Genomic DNA, 17,316 nt, shown 5'->3' with positions numbered 1-17,316 from the left:
AAAGAAGCGAAAGAGCGAAACATGGCGGAACTCGAAATCGTCAACACAGAAAACAAGAAGGTCGGAACGGCCACGCTGTCGCCCGAGGTGTTTGAAGGCCCCGTCCGCGAGCATCTGGTGCAACAGTACGTTGTCATGCAGCTGGCGGCCAAGCGGAGCGGCACCGCCTCGACCATCGAAAATCGCGGCGATATCAGCGGCGGCGGTAAAAAGCCCTGGCGGCAGAAAGGAACTGGGCGCGCCCGTCATGGCAGCACCCGCTCCACTATTTGGCGCGGGGGTATGACGGTGTTCGGTCCCCGTCCGCGTGCCTACACACACAAGCTTTCCAAGAAGTCCCGCAAGCTCGCCATCCGCTCCGTTCTCGCCGAAAGATTGCAAAGCAATAATATTCAAGTGGTCGAATCACTGAACCTGGAAGAGCCCAAAACCAAGCAGGCTTTGGCCCTGCTCGCCAAGCTCGGTTTGCCGGAGAAAACGTTGTTCCTGGTCGCCGAGAAAAACCCGAACCTGGAGCTTGCCGTTCGCAACCTGCCGCAGGTCAATGTGCTGTCGGTGGAAGGCGTCAATGTGTTCGACCTGCTGGTGCATCAGAAGATCGTGTGCACCCCCGACTCTCTCAAGAAATTAGAGGAGCGACTCAGCTGATGTCCACCGACCTTTATCGAATTTTAGAGAAGCCGCTCATCACTGAAAAGAGCACCATGATGCTGGAGGACGGCAACCGGGTGATGTTTCAGGTGAAGCGCGATGCCAACAAGCTTCAGATCAAGCAGGCCGTGGAGAAAATCTTCAACGTCACCGTGCTGGATGTGAATACCCTCAACGTGAAACCCAGGCAGAAACGGTTCGGCCGCAACGTCGGGTTTACCAAGGCGAGCAAAAAAGCCATCGTCACGTTGAAGGACGGCGACAAGATAGACTTTTTTGAAGGAGCGTAAGCGGCCATGCCAGTAAGAAAACTCAACCCGACTTCCGCCGGTGTTCGATTTCAGACGATTTCGGATTTCGGTGAAGTGACCAAATCCACACCGGAGAAAAGCCTGCTGGTGTCGATTTCCCGCAAGGGCGGCCGCAACAACAACGGTCGCGTCACCGCCCGTCGGCGTGGCGGCGGACACCGCAAGCTGTACCGCAAAATCGATTTCCGGCGAAACAAGGACGGGATCGAAGCGAAGGTGGCCGGTATCGAATACGATCCCAACCGTTCGGCGAACATCGCGCTTCTCGTGTACACGGACGGAGAAAAGCGGTACATTCTGGCGCCTTCGGAATTGAAGGACGGTGCCACGGTGATGTCCGGCCGGGACGCCGAGGTGCGCGTCGGCAACTGCCTGCACCTCGAAGACATTCCCGTAGGCACGACGATCCACAACATCGAACTCAGGCCGGGCAAAGGGGGTCAGATTGCGCGCAGTGCCGGAACCTACGCGCAGTTGATGGCGAAGGAAGGCGACTATGCCAACATCAAGCTCAAGTCCGGCGAGGTGCGGCTGGTTTCGGTGAAATGCCGCGCCACAGTGGGTTCCGTCGGCAACGCAGAGCACGAAAACGTGTCGCTCGGCAAAGCAGGGCGAACACGCTGGATGGGGCGCCGCCCGCGTCCGCGCGCAGTGGCCATGAACCCGGTCGACCATCCAATGGGCGGCGGTGAAGGCCGCTCCTCCGGCGGACGCCATCCGTGCAGTCCTTACGGCATGCCGGCGAAGGGGTACAAAACGCGCAAGAAAAAGAAACCGTCCTCTCGGTACATACTGAGTCGGCGCAAGAAATAATCAACTTTAGAAGGCAGGAGCGCTATGGCGCGATCACTGAAAAAAGGGCCGTTTGTCGATCAGCATCTGGCGGACAAGGTGGAGCTGATGAACCGGAAGAACGAGAAGAAGGTCGTCAAGACCTGGTCGCGCCGGTCCACCATTCTGCCGGATTTCGTCGGGCACACCCTGGCGGTGCACAACGGCAAGAAGTTCATTCCCGTGTTCGTCACGGAAAACATGGTGGGGCACAAGCTGGGGGAGTTTTCCCCGACCCGCACCTTCAAGGCCCACAGCGGCAAAACCAAAAAAGCGGCGCCGCCCAAGTAATTTAATCGAGAGCAACGGAAATGAGTGTCAGAGCCCAATTGAAACACGCCCGCACGGCCCCGCGCAAAGCGCGCTTGATCGCCGACATGATCCGCGGCAAGAACGTGAACGACGCAATGAACGTCCTTGTCTTCACGCGGAAGAAGGCGGCGGGTCTGTTTCAGAAACTTTTGAAGTCGGCGTTGGCCAATGCCGAGGAAAACCACAAGGTGCTGGACGTGGACGATCTGTATGTTCGCAAGGTCACGGTGGACGAAGGTGTAACCATGAAACGCCAGCTTCCGCGGGCGCGGGGGATGACGACCCTCATTCGCAAACGCACCAGCCACATCACGCTTGTGCTGGACGAAAAGGAGTAACCGACACATGGGTCAGAAGGTACATCCCTACGGGTTTCGCCTGGGCATCAACAAGCCCTGGAAATCGAACTGGTACGCAAAAAAAGATTACGCCGATCTTCTGCAGGAAGACATCAAGATCCGCAAGCATTTACGGAAAAACCTGTCGCACGCGGGCATTTCGAATCTGGAAATCGAGCGTTCGGCAAGCCGCATCCGCATCAATATCCACACCGCCCGCCCCGGCATCATCATCGGTAAGAAGGGGCTGGAAGTGGACCGGGTGAAGGAAGAGTTGCAGAGGATCATCGGTACGGCCAAGCAGGTCAACCTGAACATCAAGGAAATCCGCCGGGCGGAACTCGACTCCTCGCTCATCGCGCAGAACGTGGCCATGCAGCTGGAGAAACGGATTTCCTTCCGCCGCGCCATGAAGAAAGCGGTGGTCAGCGCCCTGCGCTTCGGCGGCAAGGGAATCAAGATCCGCGTGTCGGGTCGCCTGGGCGGCGCGGAAATCGCGCGCAGTGAATGGTACCGCGAAGGCCGCGTGCCCCTGCACACACTCCGTGCGGACATCGATTACGGCACCGCCGAGGCCCGCACCACTTACGGCATCATCGGTATCAAGGTGTGGGTGTACAAGGGCGAGATTTTTGAAGGAGCGGCGGATACCGCCGAAGAGGGCGAAGCCGCAGCGTCCTGACGAACACGAATAGCAAGCTGGGAGAGTTACAGTCATGTTGATGCCCAAGCGCGTCAAGTATCGCAAAAAACACAAAGGCCGGATGCGCGGCACCGCGTTCCGCGGCGGCAAGGTCAATTTCGGCGAGTATGCCCTGCAGACTCTGGAGTGCGGCTGGATCACCAACCGCCAGATCGAAGCGGCGCGTATTGCCATGACCCGTCACGTCAAGCGTGGCGGTAAAATCTGGCTCCGGATTTTTCCGGACAAGCCGATCTCCAAGAAGCCGGCCGAGACCCGCATGGGTAAAGGTAAAGGCAACCCGGAATTCTGGGTCGCCGTCGTCAAGCCCGGAAGGATTCTTTACGAAATGTCCGGCGTGGCGGAGGACGTGGCCAAAGAGGCTCTGCGTCTGGCGTCACACAAACTTCCGGTGGCCACCCGGATCATCGTGAACAAGTAACAGGCGGGAACCGACTATCATGAAGATGAAGGAAATCCGGGAGCTGTCCGAAAAGGAGCGCGAGGAAAAGCTCGCCGACCTGGAGGAAGAATATTTCAATCTGAAATTTCAGCTCGCTACAGGAAAGATTGAGAATCCGGGACGGATGAAGCACATGCGCCGGGACATTGCACGGCTCAAGACCCTTAACCGGGAAATGAAACAGTCGGCGGACCAGGCAGGCCAGCCGAAAGCCGAAACCCCCTCGTCGTAAAGACGGGTGAAAAGAAATAACCTCAGGAGTGCACGTTGAGCGAAGGTAAGCGCAAACAAACGCTGTTGGGCACCGTCATCAGCGACAAGATGGACAAGACGGTGGTGGTGCGGGTGGACCGGAAGTACATTCACCCCAAATTCAAGAAAGTGGTCAAGCAGACCCGGAAATACAAGTGTCACGACGAGACGAACCAGTGCAATGTCGGCGACTTTATTTCCATGAAGCAGGTGCGGCCGTTGAGCAAGGACAAGCGGTGGTCCCTGGTTGAAATTTTAAAGAAACGGGAAATTTAACGGCGATGATTCAACTGCGAACAGTTTTGGATGTGGCGGACAACTCGGGCGCGCGGAAAGTTCAGTGTATCAAGGTGCTGGGCGGGACCGGACGGCGTTACGCCTCGGTGGGCGACATCATCGTCGTGGCCGTGAAGGAGTGCGAGCCGAACAGCAACATCAAGAAGGGCGACGTGAAAAAAGCCGTGGTGGTGCGCACCCGCAAGGAAATGCGCCGCTCGGAAGGCAGCTACATCAAATTCGACACCAATGCCGCTGTGCTGGTAAACGACGCGAAGGAGCCGGTCGGCACCCGCATCTTCGGTCCTGTCGCCCGCGAGCTCCGCGCCAAGCGGTTTCTCAAGATCATTTCCCTCGCCCCGGAGGTGCTCTGATGGCCGGTAGCTGGTTGCTGAAAAAAGACGATATCGTGATGGTGATGAAGGGTCGCGAACGCGGCAAAAAGGGAAAGGTTCTGGCATTCTATCCGGACCATGACAGCATCACCGTGGAAAAGCTCAATCTCTACAAGCGTCACATGAAGCCGAGCGGGCAGAATAAGGGCGGCATCGTGGAGAAGGAAGGTAAGATTCATTACTCCAACGTGCTTTTGGTTTGCGACAAGTGCGGCAAGGGCGTGCGTGTGAAAAGCAAGAAACTGGATGACGGAAGCCGCGTCCGCGTCTGCCGTAAATGCGGCGACGCCATCGACAAGATTTAAGTGCCAGAAAGGTTGACGGAATAGAACATGGCAGTACCCAATGTCAAGCAGGCATACAACGAAAAGTACCGCAGTCAGATCCAGAAGGAACTCGGGCTGAAAAACATCATGCAGGTTCCGCGTCTGGAGAAGATCGTGCTCAATATGGGCCTGGGCGAAGGCACCCAGAACGCCAAGCTGATCGAGGCGGGTGTTGAGCAGTTGCGCACCATTACCGGCCAGGCCCCGGTGGTGACAAAGGCGAAAAAAGCGATCTCCAACTTCAAGCTGCGCGAAGGCATGCCGGTGGGTGTGCGTGTGACCCTGCGCGGCTCCCGCATGTACGAATTTTTCGAGCGGCTCGTTGGATTCGCTCTGCCGCGCGTGCGCGATTTCAAGGGCCTGTCGCCCAAGTCTTTCGACGGGCGCGGCAACTACACCATCGGCCTGCGAGAACAATTGATTTTTCCGGAGATCAATTTCGACAAGATCGAAAAGATCAAGGGAATGAACATCACCATCTGCACCACCGCTGAAAACGACGAGCAGGGGCGGGTGCTGTTGAAGACCATGGGATTTCCGTTCCGCAACTGAATCCCGATTTTTAGAGGCAAGAAATGGCGAAGAAATCGCTGATAGCCAAGGCCAACCGCAAGCAGAAATTCAGCGTGCGGGAGTACAACCGGTGCAAAGTGTGCGGCCGCCCGCGGGCGTTCCTCCGTAAGTTTGGTTTGTGCCGCATCTGTTTTCGGCAGCGGGCGCTGTTGGGGGAAGTCCCCGGCGTCACCAAGGCCAGCTGGTAAGGCAATGAGTTACGTAAGTTTAGGAGAACATTGATCTCATGATGACCGATCCCATAGCGGATTTTTTCACCCGGCTCCGGAACGGAATGCAGGTGCGCCACCCTTCGGTGGACATGCCGAATTCCAAGATGAAGGTCCGGATCGCCGAGATTTTGCAGGGTGAAGGATTCATTCGCAACTTCAAGACCAAGGAAGACAATAAGCAGGGGTTGTTGCGGGTGTACCTGAAATACCACAACGGTTCCCCCTGTGTACGCGGCATCAAGCGTGTCAGCACACCCGGCCGCCGTGTTTATGTGGACAAGGATCATATCCCGAAGGTGCTGAACGGTCTGGGGGTCGCTATCATCTCCACATCGCAGGGATTGGTCACCGATCAGATTTGCCGCGAAAAAGGTATCGGCGGCGAAGTGGTCGGATACATCTGGTAAGGCAGGAATCGATTATGTCACGTATTGGAAAATTGCCGGTTGAATTGCCTTCCGGCGTCGAGTGCACCATTCAGGGCAGTCACGTGAAGGTCAAGGGCCCCAAGGGGGAACTGGTGCGTGACCTGCACCCGGAGATGTTGATCGAGAAGGAAGAAAACCAGGTGCTGGTAAAGCGGCCGTCGGACAACCGGACGCACCGCGCCTTGCACGGCCTCACCCGAGCGCTTCTCAACAACATGGTGGTGGGCGTCTCTCAGGGTTACGAGAAACAGCTCAACATTGTCGGCGTCGGTTACAAGGTGGAACTGAAGGGAAAGGCCCTGGTGCTGAACCTGGGTTATTCGCATCCCATTGAGTACCCGAGCCCCGACGGCATCGAGTTCGAGGTGGATTCGAAAGCCAACACCATCAAGGTCAAAGGCATCGACAAGGAAAAAGTGGGACAAACATCCGCGGAAATCCGCAAAATGCGACCACCGGAGCCTTACAAGGGTAAAGGGGTCATGTATGCCGACGAGCGCATCCGCAGAAAAGCGGGCAAAGCCGCCGCGGGCAAATAATTTTAGCAAGACGGACCATGTCAAAAACAAATCTCAAAACCCGGCTGAGGCTGAAACGCAAATTCAGGGTGAAAAACCGGACCCAGAAAGATCCGCAGAAACTGCGCCTGTCGGTGTTCCGCAGCACCAACCACATTTACGCCCAGATCATCGACGACGCCAACCGCAAGACTCTCGCGTCCGCGTCTTCATTGACCAAGGATTTTCAGGCGAAAATGAAAACGGGCGGCAATGTGGAAGCGGCGAAACTGGTGGGTTCCATTCTGGGCGAAAAAGCCGCCGCACAGGGAATCAAGGAAGTGTATTACGACCGCAACGGATTCATCTATGCCGGCCGCGTGAAAGCGCTGGCGGAGGCGGTGCGGGAAAAGGGAATCAAGTTTTAAAAAACCAACCCGGCGGGGAAAAAGCCCGGCCAGGCAGGAGGAACGCTTTTGCAGGAACGAGCCGCCAAACAAACCGAATTCGTCGATAAAGTCGTCAAGATCAAGCGTGTCGCCAAAGTGGTGAAAGGCGGGCGTCGCTTCAGCTTCAGTGCCCTGGTCGTGGTGGGCAACCGCGAGGGCAAGGTGGGTTGGGGGCTGGGCAAGGCCAACGAAGTGCCGGAAGCTATTCGTAAAGGCGTCGAGCGCGCAAAGAAAAACCAGATCCGCGTGGCTCTGGACGGCACCACCATTCCGCACGAGATCATCGGCCGTTTCGGTTCCGGTGAAGTGCTTTTGAAGCCGGCGAGCCGGGGTACCGGACTGATTGCCGGGGGTGCCGTGCGAGCGGTCCTGGAAGCGGCGGGGGTGAAGGACATCCTCACCAAATGTATCCGCACCAACAATCCGCACAACGTCGTGAAGGCCACCATCGACGGCCTTGAGTCCCTGCGCGACGTCCAGCAGTGCCAGGAAGTGCGCGGTAAAGAATTGCATCATAAATCGTCCCGTTGAGTGATCCAGATATGATCGAGTTATCCAATTTAAAAGGTTTCCCCGGCGGCCGCAAAAAACGCAACCGGGTCGGGCGCGGACCGGGTTCCGGAAATGGCAAAACCTCCGGGCGCGGTCAGAAAGGCCAGAAGAGCCGTTCCGGCGGCAGCCCGCATCCCTGGTTTGAAGGTGGCCAGATGCCGCTGCAGCGTCGCCTGCCCAAGCGCGGTTTCACCAACATTTTCAAGAAAAGCTACGAACTGGTGAACCTGGGAGACCTGAAAGACATTTCGCTGGACGGCCCGTTGACTCCCGATGTGATGAAAGAAAAGGGCCTCATCCACAAAACCGAAGCGGTCAAGGTATTGGCCGATGGCGACCTCTCCGGGGCGATCACCATACACGCCCACAAGTTCAGCAAGGCGGCGGTGGAGAAAATCGAGAAGTCGGGAGGAAAGGTCGTAGTCCTTTAAATGAGTGGCGCCGAGAGTTTTGCCAATATATTCCGGATCCCGGAACTCAAACGCCGGGTGCTGTTCACCCTTGGCGTCCTGATCGTTTACCGGATTGGCGCGCACATCCCGACTCCGGGCATTGACGGCGCCGCCCTGGCGGAGATATTCGAGCAGGCCAAGGGCACGATCCTCGGGTTCTTTGACATGTTTTCGGGCGGAGCGTTGAGCCGCCTGACCATTTTTGCGCTGGGCATCATGCCCTACATCAGCGCGTCGATCATCCTGCAACTCCTCACCATCGTGTCGCCGCATCTGGCGCAGTTGAAGAAGGAGGGCGAGCAGGGCCAGAAAAAAATCACCCAGTACACGCGGTACGGCACGGTGCTGTTGAGCGTCATCCAGAGTTCCGGCATGGCGGTGGGGCTGGAAGCGATGAAGAGCCCCGGCGGCGCGCCGATCGTACCCGATCCGGGCTGGACCTTCCGCATGATGACGATGCTGACCCTGACCGCGGGTACGGTGTTCATCATGTGGCTGGGCGAACAGATTTCCGAACGCGGTATCGGCAACGGCATCTCGCTTATCATATTCACCGGTATCGTGGCGGGCCTGCCCTCCGCGATCGGCATGTCGCTGGACCTGATGGGTACCGGCGAACTTTCCGTATTGATCGGGCTGTTGCTGGCGTTGGTCATGATGGCCGTGGTCGGGTTCATTGTATTTACAGAGGGGGGACAGAGACGAATCCCAATCCAGTACGCCAAGCGCGTGGTGGGGCGAAAGATGTATGGCGGGCAGACCTCGCACCTGCCGCTCAAGGTCAACACTTCCGGCGTCATCCCGCCGATTTTTGCGTCCTCGATCATCATGTTCCCGGCGACCATCGCCCAGTTCATCGATCATCCGTGGATGCAGACGGTTTCGGCGGCCCTGGCTCCGGGCAATTTGATCTACAGCCTGATTTTCATCGGTGCGATCTTTTTCTTCTGTTATTTCTACACCGCGGTCATTTTCAACCCGACCGAAGTGGCGGACAACATGAAGAAGCACGGCGGCTTCATTCCCGGAATCCGTCCGGGCCCGAAGACCGCCGAATACATCGACCAGATTCTGTCTAAGTTGACGTTTTACGGGGCGATATACCTGTCTTTTATCTGTATTTTGCCCGATTATTTGATAAAATACCTGAACATTCCGTTTTATTTTGGCGGGACAAGCCTGCTCATCGTCGTTGGTGTCTCCCTCGATACCATGCAACAAATTGAATCCCATTTGGTGATGCGGAATTATGACGGTTTCATCAAAAAAGGGAGGTTACGGAGTCGCCGAGGCTGATCCATGCGGGTGATATTGCTAGGTCCTCCTGGGTCCGGAAAAGGCACCCAGGCGAATTTGCTCCAGGAGCGGTTTTCCATCCCCAAGATTTCAACCGGGGACATCCTGAGGGCCGCCGTCAGTGACGGTACCGATTTGGGCAGGCAGGCCAAGACCTACATGGATCAGGGCCAGTTGGTGCCGGATGAGATCGTCGTCGGTCTCATAAAAGAACGCATCAAGGAGCCCGATTGCGACAACGGATTCATTCTCGACGGCTTTCCCCGCACCATCGTGCAGGCGGAAAAGCTGGGTGAGATGCTGAGGTCCATGGGCCAGGACATCGATGTGGTCGTGGACCTGGAAGTGGACAAGGACGAACTGCTGGTCCGCCTTACCGGGCGAAGCACCTGCAAGGAATGCGGCACCATGTACCACAAAACCACCCACCCGCCGAAGGCGGCGGGCCGGTGCGATGCATGCGGCGGCGAGTTGTATCAGCGCGACGACGACAACGAGGAGACGATCCTCAAGCGCCTGACGGTTTACAAGCAACAGACCGAGCCGCTCAAAAATTATTATGAAAAACAGGGAAAGCTGAAGACCGCACCCGGCCGGGGTACGGTTGATGAAATATTTTCCCGGGTTTGCGAAATGGTCAACTGAATATGTCCAAAGAAGATTCCATCGAAGTTGAAGGCACCGTGCTGGAACCCCTGCCGAACGCCATGTTCCGCGTGGAATTGGAAAACGGACACAAGATTCTCGCTCACATTTCAGGAAAAATGCGGCTGCATTTCATCCGCATCCTGTCGGGCGACAAGGTGAAGGTTCAACTTTCACCGTATGACCTGTCCCGGGGTCGCATTACGTACCGGTACAAGTAATCACGTCAGTCACAGAGGTCATCATGAAAGTTCAGGCATCCGTCAAAAAGATTTGTAAGAATTGCAAGGTGATCCGCCGTCGCGGCGTGGTGCGCGTGATTTGTGAGAACCCCAAGCACAAACAGAAACAGGGCTGAGCCCCGTAGCGGGCAACCGCGTCGTTAGAAGAAAGGAAATCGTGTGGCACGTATAGCCGGTGTGGACATTCCCATGAACAAGCGCGCGCATGTGGCGTTGACCTATGTGTACGGCATCGGCCCGACCACTTCGGGCAAAATCCTTCAGCAGGCCAACGTGGCTCCGGAAACCCGGATCAAGGATTTGACGGATGATGAATTGACGCGCATCCGCTCGATCATTGAGAAAGATCACCAGGTGGAAGGCGATCTGCGCCGCACCAACAACATGAATATGAAGCGGCTTATGGACATCGGCTGTTACCGCGGGCTTCGGCACCGTCGCGGTCTGCCCGTTCGCGGCCAGCGCACGCACACCAACGCCCGCACGCGTAAGGGACCCCGCAAGACGGTCGGCGCCAAAGGCAAGAAATAACAACTGAGGTAAGGATCGATGGCAGACAAGAAACCCAAAGCTGGAAAGAAAAAGGGCAAAACCGCGCCGGAGATGGGCGTCGCCCACATCCGCGCTACGTTCAACAACACGATCGTCACCATCAGCGATCTGTCGGGGAACGTCGTGTCCTGGTCCAGCGCCGGTGCGCAGGGCTTCAAAGGCTCGCGCAAGAGCACCCCGTTTGCCGCGCAGGTGGCTGCCGAGAAAGCCGCCACCAAGGCCCGCGAAATGGGCATGCGCAAACTGGAAGTGCATGTGAAAGGCCCGGGTGCCGGGCGCGAATCCGCCATCCGGTCCCTGCAGGGCGTGGGCATGGAAATCACCGTCATCCGCGACCGCACGCCGATTCCGCACAACGGATGCCGGCCGCGCAAACGCCGCCGGGTGTAACCGCAATATTGATTTGATTCATTTATAGGAGAGAGTAGCTTTGGCACGATATATTGGTTCCGTTTGTCGTCTCTGTCGCCGCGAAGGGGAAAAGCTGTACCTGAAAGCTGAGCGATGCGATACCCCCAAGTGTGCGATCGACCGCCGAAGCTACGCCCCCGGCCAGCACGGCCAGGGCCGCACCAAGTTCTCGGAATACGGAGTGCAGTTGCGTGAAAAACAGAAAGTCCGCCGCCTCTACGGCGTGCTGGAAAACCAGTTCCGCACGTACTTCAAAAAAGCCGACCAGAAAAAAGGCGTCACCGGCGAGAATCTTCTGCAGAACCTGGAAATGCGGATGGACAACGTCATCTACCGGATGGGCCTCGCGGGGTCCCGTAACGCTGCGCGCCAACTGGTGCGGCACCGCTTTTTCACCGTCAACGGCAAGAAGGTGAACGTGCCTTCCTACGCGGTCAGGAAAGGCGATGTGATCGGGCTGGTCGCGTCCAAGAAAGACAAGCTGCCGATCAAGACCGGTCTCGAAGCCATGAAGGGCAAAACCCTGCCCAACTGGTTGGCATTTGATTTTGACAAGAACGAAGGAACGGTTCTGGAACTCTCCTCGCGTGAGGACATCACGCTCCCGATCAACGAGCAGTTGATCGTTGAATTGTATTCGCGTTGATGAGACCCGGATGGGGGCGCGCCCCCGCATTGCGCCGCCCCGTCGGCCATCACCCAATACGCAATTGACACAGAACCCAATCGGAGGATTGACTTGATGATGCAGGGAATCGTTAAACCCAAGCGTCTCGATTTTGACAAAAAGACCCGGTCCGACAATTACGCCAAGTTCCAGGCAGGACCCTTTGAACGCGGTTACGGCATCACCGTCGGCAATTCGCTGCGCCGCATGCTGTTGTCTTCCATCGAAGGCACCGCCGTCATCGGCGTGAAATTTGAAGGCGTTTTCCACGAATTTTCGTCCATTCCGGGCGTTATGGAAGACGTTACGGAAATCATCCTCAACCTGAAAAAACTGCAGCTGAAACTGCAGGGCAATGAGGACAGCAAACGCCTGTACTTGAAGCGCGATACCGCGGGCGAAGTGGTGGCGAAGGATTTCCAGGAAGACCCGGACGTCACCATTCTGAGCCCGGACCACAAGATCGCCACGCTCGACAGCAACGGCACTCTGGACATGGAAGTGCTCATCCAGCGCGGCCGCGGTTACGTTCCGGCGGACCGCCACGACATGACCACCGAGTCGGTACAGATGATTCCCGTCGATGCCTTGTTCTCACCGGTGGAAAAAGTGAATTACACGGTCGAGAAAACCCGCGTCGGGCAGTCCACGGACTACGACTCCCTTGTTATGGAACTGTGGACCGACGGCAGCATCACTCCCGAAGACGCCGTGGCGCACGCCGCGAAGATCGTCAAGGACCACATGCAGATCTTCATCAACTTCGATGAGGAGCCGGAGCCGGTTCAACCGCAGATCGACGAAAAGAAACAGAAACTGCTCACCAACCTGGCGAAAAGCGTTGAAGAACTGGAGTTGTCGGTACGCTCCTACAACTGCCTCAAGAACGCGAACATCACCACCATCGCCGAGCTGGTGCAGAAGGGCGACAGCGAAATGCTGAAGACCCGCAACTTCGGTCGTAAATCGCTCAACGAAATTAAAGAAATTCTCGAGGAAATGGGCCTGTCGCTGGGCCTGAAACTGGAAGAGGAAGACCTCCGCCAGATCCAGGCCATGCGCAAGAAAAAAGAAGTGGAACTCGAGGGAGAACGCGCCTGACGAGAAACCCATCGTTTCCCACGGGCCCCCGAAACTGAACGGAGAGATCACACCCCATGCGTCACCTGAAAGCGGGAAGAAAACTGGGCCGCACCTCGGCTCACCGGAAAGCGCTGTTCCGTAACCTGGTCACTGCGCTCATCGTGAAAGAACGCATCCGCACCACGCTGGCCAAGGCGAAGGAACTGCGCAGCCACGTGGAGAAAACCATCACGCTGGGCAAGAAAGGCACCCTCCACGCCCGCCGCCGCGCCCTGCGTGTGGTCCACGGCAAGGAAGCCTTCGTGAAGCTGTTTGACACGCTCTCCGACCGCTACGCCAGCCGCAACGGAGGCTACACCCGGATTCTGCACGTCGGCAACCGCCGTGGCGATGATGCGCCGATGGCCATCATCGAACTCGTGGACCGCGAGGAAGAACAGGCTCAGGCCGCTCCCGCAAAGGAGAAAAAAGCCAAAAAAGACTCCGGCGAGAAAAAGGAAGCGGGCGAAAAGAAGGACAAAAAGGAGACCGGGGAGAAGAAAGCCCCGGCTGCCAAGAAAGAAGACAAGGACAAAGCTCCGGCCAAGAAGAAAGCCGCTCCCAAAGCGGATAAGGACAAGAGCAAAGACGACGAAAAGAAAACCAAGGCCGCCACCAAGAAGTCCACCGCTTCAAAGAAAAAATCCGACGACAAGTAACTCCCTCCGTCGCCGGATTTCAACTCACTCAATCGAATGTTTCATTTCCCCCATGCGGGGGGAAGCCAACTCAACTGCCGCAACCAACCATGGCTTTCAGCTTGCGTCCCTTGGCGTTGGGCCTGCCATAATCCGGCTCTTTATATTTGAACCGGTAGCTGGTGTTGTCGTTGATCCAGTCCAGAAGTTCCTTGTAGCTTTTGAAATGCTCCGTCCAGCCGTAATCGTCGCCGGTGTATTCGCAATTTTCGATACTGTGCTCGCGGCAGATGTACGGCCGCGTTTCATAAATGGCGCACTTGTTGTCATCGCGCAGAAAATTGCACACCGTCTCCACCATCATGTACCAGCCCTTGCGGTAGATGTAAAACGAAACGCCTTTGTGCGCGATCTGCCACAACATCGCTTCGTAGTCCTTGCGTGACTCCGGTTCATCCACCTGCAACGCGAAATACGTACAGCACTTCGCCGGCAAACATTTTTTACATTGATCCCACGGATCCTTGATCTTCGCTTTAGCCATAATAACCTGTCCTCAGGATAAACAAATAGACGCCTCGCCCCTGCACGCCCCTATGCTAGGGGCAACGCCGAATAAGCGCAACCCCCCGCATCCAAAAAAAACAAAATTCTACAAATAAAAAACAGGAATGGTTTATGTCGAAAACATATGAAAGGAAGGTGTGTTCAGGTCGTTTTCCGGTAGCCGCACAACCAGCAGGAGGACGTGCCGGGATGAACACCTCTTCACCCGGTTGGGGACGGCTCACCGCGCCTTCGGTCTCATTCTCCATAAGGCCTTCCGCAACCATGACCCATGCGTCCACCTCGTGCACGAAGTCATCCCAGCGCCGGCCGGGCGGGCCGCGGAATTGGCCGAACGAATAGCCGCGGTGTTTTCAGTCACGGGCAATGCGGTGGGTGGTCCACCATCAGGCGAAGCAGTACAAGCAGGGTTCAGGGCAGGGCGTAGGCCAGAAACGCCTCCGGGTCGCGCGAATCGAAGCGGCGCAGGCCTTCCTCCTTTGCGATGCGCACCGCCTCGGCGTGTTCCTCGGATGTGGTTCTGCGGCAGATTTCGCGAAAGCGGCTTTGGGTCACCTTGCCCGCGGGGCGGTACTGGTCCATGATGTTGACGTAGGTGTCGGGCGATAGTTCACTGGCCAGCCAGCGCATGATCGGCCTCACGTTCTCGGCGCTGTCGGGCATCACCAGGTGCCGTACCAGCACGCCGCGTTTGGCGAGGCCTTTCTCGTCGAAAACCAGGTCGCCCACCTGGTCGTGCATGGCCTTGATGGCGGAGCGCGCTGCATCCGGGTAACTTTTGGCCTTGAGGTAGGTGGACGAGTCGGCCTCCTCCCAGTACTTGAAGTCGGGCATGAAGATGTCCACGATGTCGCGCAGGCTCTCGATGCTTTCCAGCGAATCGTAGGCGCCGGTGTTGTACACCAGCGGCAGGCGCAGGCCCATTTCCACCGCCATGGGCAGGGCCTCCAGGATCTGCGGCACCACGTGCTCCGGTGTGACGAAGTTGATGTTGTGGCACCCCATCGCCTGCAGGCGGAGCATGATTTGCGCCAGGGCTTCCGGACCGACCTCGTCGCCGTCGTGTTTCTGGCTGATGTCGTAGTTCTGGCAGAACACGCACTTGAGGTTGCACATGGAAAAGAAAATGGTGCCGCTCCCGTTCCAGCCGCGCAGGCAGTCTTCCTCGCCAAAGTGGGGGAAGAAGCTGGAGACGTAGGCGTAGCGACCCGTCTTGCACAGCGCGAACTCGTTGTTCAGCCGGTCCACTTCGCAGTCGCGCGGGCACACCCTGCAGTTCCTGAGCGCCCGCAGGGCTTCGCGCGAGCGGCGGAACAGCTCACCCGTACGGTGCAGCTTCAAATACGTAGACTCAAATTCCTCGGAGTTGATGGTAAACGGGCTGGACATGCGGACCCTCTTTGGTTGACAATCGCCCCATGATATCGATTTTTGGAAGCGACTTCCAGAGGAGGTCCCGGGCCCACCGCGGTCCAACGGACCAGCCCAGTTCCGAATTGCGAAGTTAATTCCACCGCCGGGGACGCCCTTTTGCGGAGGATTGAAATCCCATCGCCCCGTCCCGTTTCAGGCAAGTCGAAACCCGCGTTGCTGCCTTCGGAATCCGGCCCGATGGGTGCGGAAAGCATTTGAATTTGGGCCGGAAAGCGTAATAAGAAAATGATTGACAAGCGTGCGGGAAGCGTATAACTTGGTAATCGACCCCAAGAAGCAATGCTTCCTACAAAAAACCTCTGAACAACCGACGCCCGAAACCCTCAACCCAGTTCATTGAAGCGAAAACCCCATAAGCAGGACGGGCTCCAGCACATCCTCAATCGAGGAAACATCGCAAGGTCTTAAACCGAATCATCCACTCAAACCTGAATCCAACCACATACCATGCAAGCACAAACACAAGCACCATCCATGAACATCGAGGAACTCAAAACCAAGACCATATCCGAGTTGACCAACATGGCCAAGTCGCTGAAAATTCCCGGCCACAGCGGTTTGCGCAAGCAGGACCTCATCTTCAAAATCCTCCAGGCCCAGATCGAAAAAGACGGTTTGATGTTCGGACAGGGCGTGCTGGAAATTCTGCCCGACGGATTCGGTTTCCTGCGAGCGCCGACGTACAACTACCTTCCGGGCCCCGACGACATTTACGTGTCGCCTTCGCAGATCCGGAAATTCGACATGCACACGGGCGACACCATCTCCGGCCAGATCCGCCCGCCCAAGGAGAACGAGCGTTACTTCGCCCTGCTCAAGGTCGAGGCGATCAACTTCGAGAACCCGGACAAGACCAAAGACAAGATCCTGTTCGACAACCTGACGCCGCTCTACCCGATGGAGCGCATCCGTCTGGAAACGCCGAACTGCACAGACTACAGCGCGCGCATCATGGATTTGATGACGCCGATCGGCAAGGGCCAGCGCGGCCTCATCGTCGCCCCGCCCCGTACCGGTAAGACCATGCTGTTGCAGTCCATTGCGAACAGCATCGCCACCAACCATCCGGAGAATGTACTGATCGTGCTGCTCATCGACGAGCGCCCGGAAGAGGTGACGGACATGGAACGCTCCGTTCGCGGCGAGGTCATCAGCTCCACCTTCGACGAACCGGCGCAACGTCACGTGCAGGTCGCCGAAATGGTCATCGAAAAAGCCAAGCGGCTGGTCGAGCACAACAAGGACGTGGTGATCCTGCTCGACAGCATCACGCGCCTTGCACGTGCCTACAACGCCATCGTGCCGCCCAGCGGCAAAGTGCTCTCCGGCGGTGTGGATTCCAACGCCCTCCAGCGGCCGAAACGCTTTTTCGGCGCGGCCCGCAACCTGGAAGAAGGCGGCAGCCTCACCATCATCGCCACCTCGCTGGTCGATACCGGCAGCCGCATGGACGACGTCATCTTCGAGGAATTCAAGGGCACCGGCAACCTGGAGATCGTGCTCGACCGGAAACTCGCCGAAAAACGCATTTTCCCGTCGATCGACATCAACCGCTCCGGCACGCGTAAGGAGGAATTGCTCATCGAGGAGCAGGAACTCCAGAAAATCTGGCTGTTGAGAAAAGTTTTACTGCCGATGGGCATCCATGATACGATGGAACTCCTCCTGCAGAAAATGCGAGAAACCAAAACCAATGCGGAATTCATCCAGACGATGAATTCCTGATCGTTCGGAGAACGTAG

At 57.1% G+C, this 17,316-nt stretch carries 30 protein-coding genes; 28 read left to right on the top strand and 2 right to left on the bottom strand.

Annotation, left to right across the window (positions count from 1 at the left end):
* Positions 1-21: 21 nt before the first annotated feature.
* The 27 genes from rplD to rplQ all read left to right on the top strand — a co-directional run bounded on the left by rplD (position 22) and on the right by rplQ (position 13,594).
* Entirely contained in the window at positions 22-648 is a 627-nt protein-coding gene (gene rplD / locus ACTRXA_RS12335; protein WP_442427485.1) for a 50S ribosomal protein L4, read from the top strand.
* Entirely contained in the window at positions 648-941 is a 294-nt protein-coding gene (gene rplW, locus ACTRXA_RS12330) for a 50S ribosomal protein L23 (protein WP_442427484.1), read from the top strand. The genes rplD and rplW overlap by 1 nt, the downstream gene beginning before the upstream one ends.
* Positions 942-947: 6 nt before the next feature.
* Positions 948-1,775, top strand: coding sequence for a 50S ribosomal protein L2 (rplB, locus tag ACTRXA_RS12325; protein ID WP_442427483.1), 828 nt, complete (start codon positions 948-950; stop codon positions 1,773-1,775).
* A gap of 24 nt (positions 1,776-1,799) precedes the next feature.
* Positions 1,800-2,084 carry a 30S ribosomal protein S19 gene (rpsS, locus tag ACTRXA_RS12320; protein ID WP_005007674.1) on the top strand — a complete coding sequence of 95 codons (285 nt, stop codon included), beginning with the start codon at positions 1,800-1,802 and terminating at the stop codon, positions 2,082-2,084.
* A gap of 20 nt (positions 2,085-2,104) precedes the next feature.
* Complete coding sequence (rplV, locus tag ACTRXA_RS12315; protein ID WP_005007675.1) at positions 2,105-2,443, top strand: 50S ribosomal protein L22; 339 nt, start codon at positions 2,105-2,107, stop codon at positions 2,441-2,443.
* A gap of 7 nt (positions 2,444-2,450) precedes the next feature.
* Complete coding sequence (gene rpsC / locus ACTRXA_RS12310) at positions 2,451-3,125, top strand: 30S ribosomal protein S3 (protein WP_442427482.1); 675 nt, start codon at positions 2,451-2,453, stop codon at positions 3,123-3,125.
* Between the two features lie 34 nt (positions 3,126-3,159).
* Complete coding sequence (gene rplP / locus ACTRXA_RS12305; protein ID WP_005007677.1) at positions 3,160-3,567, top strand: 50S ribosomal protein L16; 408 nt, start codon at positions 3,160-3,162, stop codon at positions 3,565-3,567.
* A gap of 19 nt (positions 3,568-3,586) precedes the next feature.
* Positions 3,587-3,820: a 50S ribosomal protein L29 gene (gene rpmC / locus ACTRXA_RS12300; RefSeq protein ID WP_005007678.1), complete on the top strand. Its 234-nt coding sequence runs from the start codon at positions 3,587-3,589 to the stop codon at positions 3,818-3,820.
* 35 nt (positions 3,821-3,855) lie between these two features.
* The gene (gene rpsQ, locus ACTRXA_RS12295; protein ID WP_005007679.1) at positions 3,856-4,116 is read left to right on the top strand and encodes a 30S ribosomal protein S17; all 261 of its coding nucleotides are present in this window, start codon (positions 3,856-3,858) and stop codon (positions 4,114-4,116) included.
* A 5-nt stretch (positions 4,117-4,121) separates the two neighbouring features.
* Positions 4,122-4,490 carry a 50S ribosomal protein L14 gene (gene rplN, locus ACTRXA_RS12290; RefSeq protein WP_442427481.1) on the top strand — a complete coding sequence of 123 codons (369 nt, stop codon included), beginning with the start codon at positions 4,122-4,124 and terminating at the stop codon, positions 4,488-4,490.
* Positions 4,490-4,816 (top strand): 50S ribosomal protein L24, encoded by a 327-nt coding sequence (gene rplX / locus ACTRXA_RS12285; protein WP_442427480.1) that lies wholly within the window; start codon positions 4,490-4,492, stop codon positions 4,814-4,816. The genes rplN and rplX overlap by 1 nt, the downstream gene beginning before the upstream one ends.
* Positions 4,817-4,843: 27 nt before the next feature.
* Positions 4,844-5,389: a 50S ribosomal protein L5 gene (gene rplE, locus ACTRXA_RS12280; protein ID WP_442427479.1), complete on the top strand. Its 546-nt coding sequence runs from the start codon at positions 4,844-4,846 to the stop codon at positions 5,387-5,389.
* Positions 5,390-5,412: 23 nt separating this feature from the next.
* Positions 5,413-5,598 (top strand): type Z 30S ribosomal protein S14, encoded by a 186-nt coding sequence (locus ACTRXA_RS12275; protein ID WP_005007684.1) that lies wholly within the window; start codon positions 5,413-5,415, stop codon positions 5,596-5,598.
* Positions 5,599-5,636: 38 nt separating this feature from the next.
* Positions 5,637-6,029, top strand: a complete 393-nt coding sequence (gene rpsH / locus ACTRXA_RS12270) for a 30S ribosomal protein S8 (protein WP_442427478.1) — start codon at positions 5,637-5,639, stop codon at positions 6,027-6,029.
* Positions 6,030-6,043: 14 nt separating this feature from the next.
* Positions 6,044-6,589 carry a 50S ribosomal protein L6 gene (gene rplF, locus ACTRXA_RS12265; protein WP_005007686.1) on the top strand — a complete coding sequence of 182 codons (546 nt, stop codon included), beginning with the start codon at positions 6,044-6,046 and terminating at the stop codon, positions 6,587-6,589.
* A gap of 17 nt (positions 6,590-6,606) precedes the next feature.
* Positions 6,607-6,975: a 50S ribosomal protein L18 gene (gene rplR, locus ACTRXA_RS12260; protein ID WP_442427477.1), complete on the top strand. Its 369-nt coding sequence runs from the start codon at positions 6,607-6,609 to the stop codon at positions 6,973-6,975.
* Between the two features lie 48 nt (positions 6,976-7,023).
* Entirely contained in the window at positions 7,024-7,527 is a 504-nt protein-coding gene (rpsE, locus tag ACTRXA_RS12255; protein ID WP_442427476.1) for a 30S ribosomal protein S5, read from the top strand.
* 14 nt (positions 7,528-7,541) lie between these two features.
* Positions 7,542-7,979 (top strand): 50S ribosomal protein L15, encoded by a 438-nt coding sequence (rplO, locus tag ACTRXA_RS12250; protein ID WP_442427521.1) that lies wholly within the window; start codon positions 7,542-7,544, stop codon positions 7,977-7,979.
* Entirely contained in the window at positions 7,980-9,296 is a 1,317-nt protein-coding gene (gene secY, locus ACTRXA_RS12245) for a preprotein translocase subunit SecY (protein ID WP_442427475.1), read from the top strand.
* Positions 9,297-9,299: 3 nt separating this feature from the next.
* Entirely contained in the window at positions 9,300-9,941 is a 642-nt protein-coding gene (locus ACTRXA_RS12240; protein WP_442427474.1) for an adenylate kinase, read from the top strand.
* Between the two features lie 2 nt (positions 9,942-9,943).
* The gene (gene infA, locus ACTRXA_RS12235) at positions 9,944-10,162 is read left to right on the top strand and encodes a translation initiation factor IF-1 (protein WP_005007695.1); all 219 of its coding nucleotides are present in this window, start codon (positions 9,944-9,946) and stop codon (positions 10,160-10,162) included.
* Between the two features lie 23 nt (positions 10,163-10,185).
* Complete coding sequence (gene rpmJ, locus ACTRXA_RS12230; protein WP_042250588.1) at positions 10,186-10,299, top strand: 50S ribosomal protein L36; 114 nt, start codon at positions 10,186-10,188, stop codon at positions 10,297-10,299.
* A gap of 43 nt (positions 10,300-10,342) precedes the next feature.
* Positions 10,343-10,714 carry a 30S ribosomal protein S13 gene (gene rpsM, locus ACTRXA_RS12225; protein WP_442427473.1) on the top strand — a complete coding sequence of 124 codons (372 nt, stop codon included), beginning with the start codon at positions 10,343-10,345 and terminating at the stop codon, positions 10,712-10,714.
* An 18-nt stretch (positions 10,715-10,732) separates the two neighbouring features.
* Positions 10,733-11,125, top strand: a complete 393-nt coding sequence (rpsK, locus tag ACTRXA_RS12220; RefSeq protein WP_005007698.1) for a 30S ribosomal protein S11 — start codon at positions 10,733-10,735, stop codon at positions 11,123-11,125.
* Positions 11,126-11,165: 40 nt separating this feature from the next.
* Positions 11,166-11,792 (top strand): 30S ribosomal protein S4, encoded by a 627-nt coding sequence (rpsD, locus tag ACTRXA_RS12215; RefSeq protein ID WP_442427472.1) that lies wholly within the window; start codon positions 11,166-11,168, stop codon positions 11,790-11,792.
* 96 nt (positions 11,793-11,888) lie between these two features.
* The gene (locus tag ACTRXA_RS12210) at positions 11,889-12,914 is read left to right on the top strand and encodes a DNA-directed RNA polymerase subunit alpha (protein WP_442427471.1); all 1,026 of its coding nucleotides are present in this window, start codon (positions 11,889-11,891) and stop codon (positions 12,912-12,914) included.
* A gap of 56 nt (positions 12,915-12,970) precedes the next feature.
* On the top strand, positions 12,971-13,594 hold the full coding sequence (gene rplQ, locus ACTRXA_RS12205; protein WP_442427470.1) for a 50S ribosomal protein L17: 624 nt from the start codon (positions 12,971-12,973) through the stop codon (positions 13,592-13,594).
* Positions 13,595-13,664: 70 nt separating this feature from the next.
* On the opposite strand, the gene ACTRXA_RS12200 is transcribed toward rplQ, so the two are convergent.
* Both ACTRXA_RS12200 and ACTRXA_RS12195 read right to left on the bottom strand, forming a co-directional pair.
* Complete coding sequence (locus ACTRXA_RS12200) at positions 13,665-14,117, bottom strand: YkgJ family cysteine cluster protein (RefSeq protein WP_442427469.1); 453 nt, start codon at positions 14,115-14,117, stop codon at positions 13,665-13,667.
* A 434-nt stretch (positions 14,118-14,551) separates the two neighbouring features.
* Positions 14,552-15,529, bottom strand: coding sequence for a radical SAM protein (locus ACTRXA_RS12195; protein ID WP_442427468.1), 978 nt, complete (start codon positions 15,527-15,529; stop codon positions 14,552-14,554).
* A gap of 519 nt (positions 15,530-16,048) precedes the next feature.
* Here ACTRXA_RS12195 and rho point away from each other — a divergent pair.
* Positions 16,049-17,299, top strand: coding sequence for a transcription termination factor Rho (gene rho / locus ACTRXA_RS12190; RefSeq protein ID WP_442427467.1), 1,251 nt, complete (start codon positions 16,049-16,051; stop codon positions 17,297-17,299).
* Positions 17,300-17,316 lie beyond the last annotated feature (17 nt).

This window comes from Nitrospina sp. P1_D6, assembly GCF_052156615.1.
In the GTDB taxonomy this organism is placed as follows: Bacteria; Nitrospinota; Nitrospinia; order Nitrospinales; family Nitrospinaceae; genus Nitrospina.
Note: the sequence above shows the minus strand (reverse complement) of the source record. Positions and strands in the feature narration are given on the sequence as shown.

Excerpts from the sequence above, each read along its gene's own strand:
- rpsC (WP_442427482.1), top strand. The coding sequence starts at position 2,451 with ATGGGTCAGAAGGTACATCCCTACGGGTTTCGCCTGGGCATCAACAAG.
- rplD (WP_442427485.1), top strand. The coding sequence starts at position 22 with ATGGCGGAACTCGAAATCGTCAACACAGAAAACAAGAAGGTCGGAACG.
- rplB (WP_442427483.1), top strand. The coding sequence starts at position 948 with ATGCCAGTAAGAAAACTCAACCCGACTTCCGCCGGTGTTCGATTTCAG.
- infA (WP_005007695.1), top strand. The coding sequence starts at position 9,944 with ATGTCCAAAGAAGATTCCATCGAAGTTGAAGGCACCGTGCTGGAACCC.
- rpsK (WP_005007698.1), top strand. The coding sequence starts at position 10,733 with ATGGCAGACAAGAAACCCAAAGCTGGAAAGAAAAAGGGCAAAACCGCG.
- rpmJ (WP_042250588.1), top strand. The coding sequence starts at position 10,186 with ATGAAAGTTCAGGCATCCGTCAAAAAGATTTGTAAGAATTGCAAGGTG.
- rplN (WP_442427481.1), top strand. The coding sequence starts at position 4,122 with ATGATTCAACTGCGAACAGTTTTGGATGTGGCGGACAACTCGGGCGCG.
- rpmC (WP_005007678.1), top strand. The coding sequence starts at position 3,587 with ATGAAGATGAAGGAAATCCGGGAGCTGTCCGAAAAGGAGCGCGAGGAA.
- rplX (WP_442427480.1), top strand. The coding sequence starts at position 4,490 with ATGGCCGGTAGCTGGTTGCTGAAAAAAGACGATATCGTGATGGTGATG.
- rplQ (WP_442427470.1), top strand. The coding sequence starts at position 12,971 with ATGCGTCACCTGAAAGCGGGAAGAAAACTGGGCCGCACCTCGGCTCAC.
- rplE (WP_442427479.1), top strand. The coding sequence starts at position 4,844 with ATGGCAGTACCCAATGTCAAGCAGGCATACAACGAAAAGTACCGCAGT.
- rplV (WP_005007675.1), top strand. The coding sequence starts at position 2,105 with ATGAGTGTCAGAGCCCAATTGAAACACGCCCGCACGGCCCCGCGCAAA.
- ACTRXA_RS12200 (WP_442427469.1), bottom strand. The coding sequence starts at position 14,117 with ATGGCTAAAGCGAAGATCAAGGATCCGTGGGATCAATGTAAAAAATGT.
- ACTRXA_RS12275 (WP_005007684.1), top strand. The coding sequence starts at position 5,413 with ATGGCGAAGAAATCGCTGATAGCCAAGGCCAACCGCAAGCAGAAATTC.
- rplR (WP_442427477.1), top strand. The coding sequence starts at position 6,607 with ATGTCAAAAACAAATCTCAAAACCCGGCTGAGGCTGAAACGCAAATTC.
- rplP (WP_005007677.1), top strand. The coding sequence starts at position 3,160 with ATGTTGATGCCCAAGCGCGTCAAGTATCGCAAAAAACACAAAGGCCGG.
- rpsS (WP_005007674.1), top strand. The coding sequence starts at position 1,800 with ATGGCGCGATCACTGAAAAAAGGGCCGTTTGTCGATCAGCATCTGGCG.
- ACTRXA_RS12240 (WP_442427474.1), top strand. The coding sequence starts at position 9,300 with ATGCGGGTGATATTGCTAGGTCCTCCTGGGTCCGGAAAAGGCACCCAG.
- rplW (WP_442427484.1), top strand. The coding sequence starts at position 648 with ATGTCCACCGACCTTTATCGAATTTTAGAGAAGCCGCTCATCACTGAA.
- rplF (WP_005007686.1), top strand. The coding sequence starts at position 6,044 with ATGTCACGTATTGGAAAATTGCCGGTTGAATTGCCTTCCGGCGTCGAG.
- ACTRXA_RS12195 (WP_442427468.1), bottom strand. The coding sequence starts at position 15,529 with ATGTCCAGCCCGTTTACCATCAACTCCGAGGAATTTGAGTCTACGTAT.
- secY (WP_442427475.1), top strand. The coding sequence starts at position 7,980 with ATGAGTGGCGCCGAGAGTTTTGCCAATATATTCCGGATCCCGGAACTC.
- ACTRXA_RS12210 (WP_442427471.1), top strand. The coding sequence starts at position 11,889 with ATGATGCAGGGAATCGTTAAACCCAAGCGTCTCGATTTTGACAAAAAG.
- rho (WP_442427467.1), top strand. The coding sequence starts at position 16,049 with ATGAACATCGAGGAACTCAAAACCAAGACCATATCCGAGTTGACCAAC.
- rpsH (WP_442427478.1), top strand. The coding sequence starts at position 5,637 with ATGATGACCGATCCCATAGCGGATTTTTTCACCCGGCTCCGGAACGGA.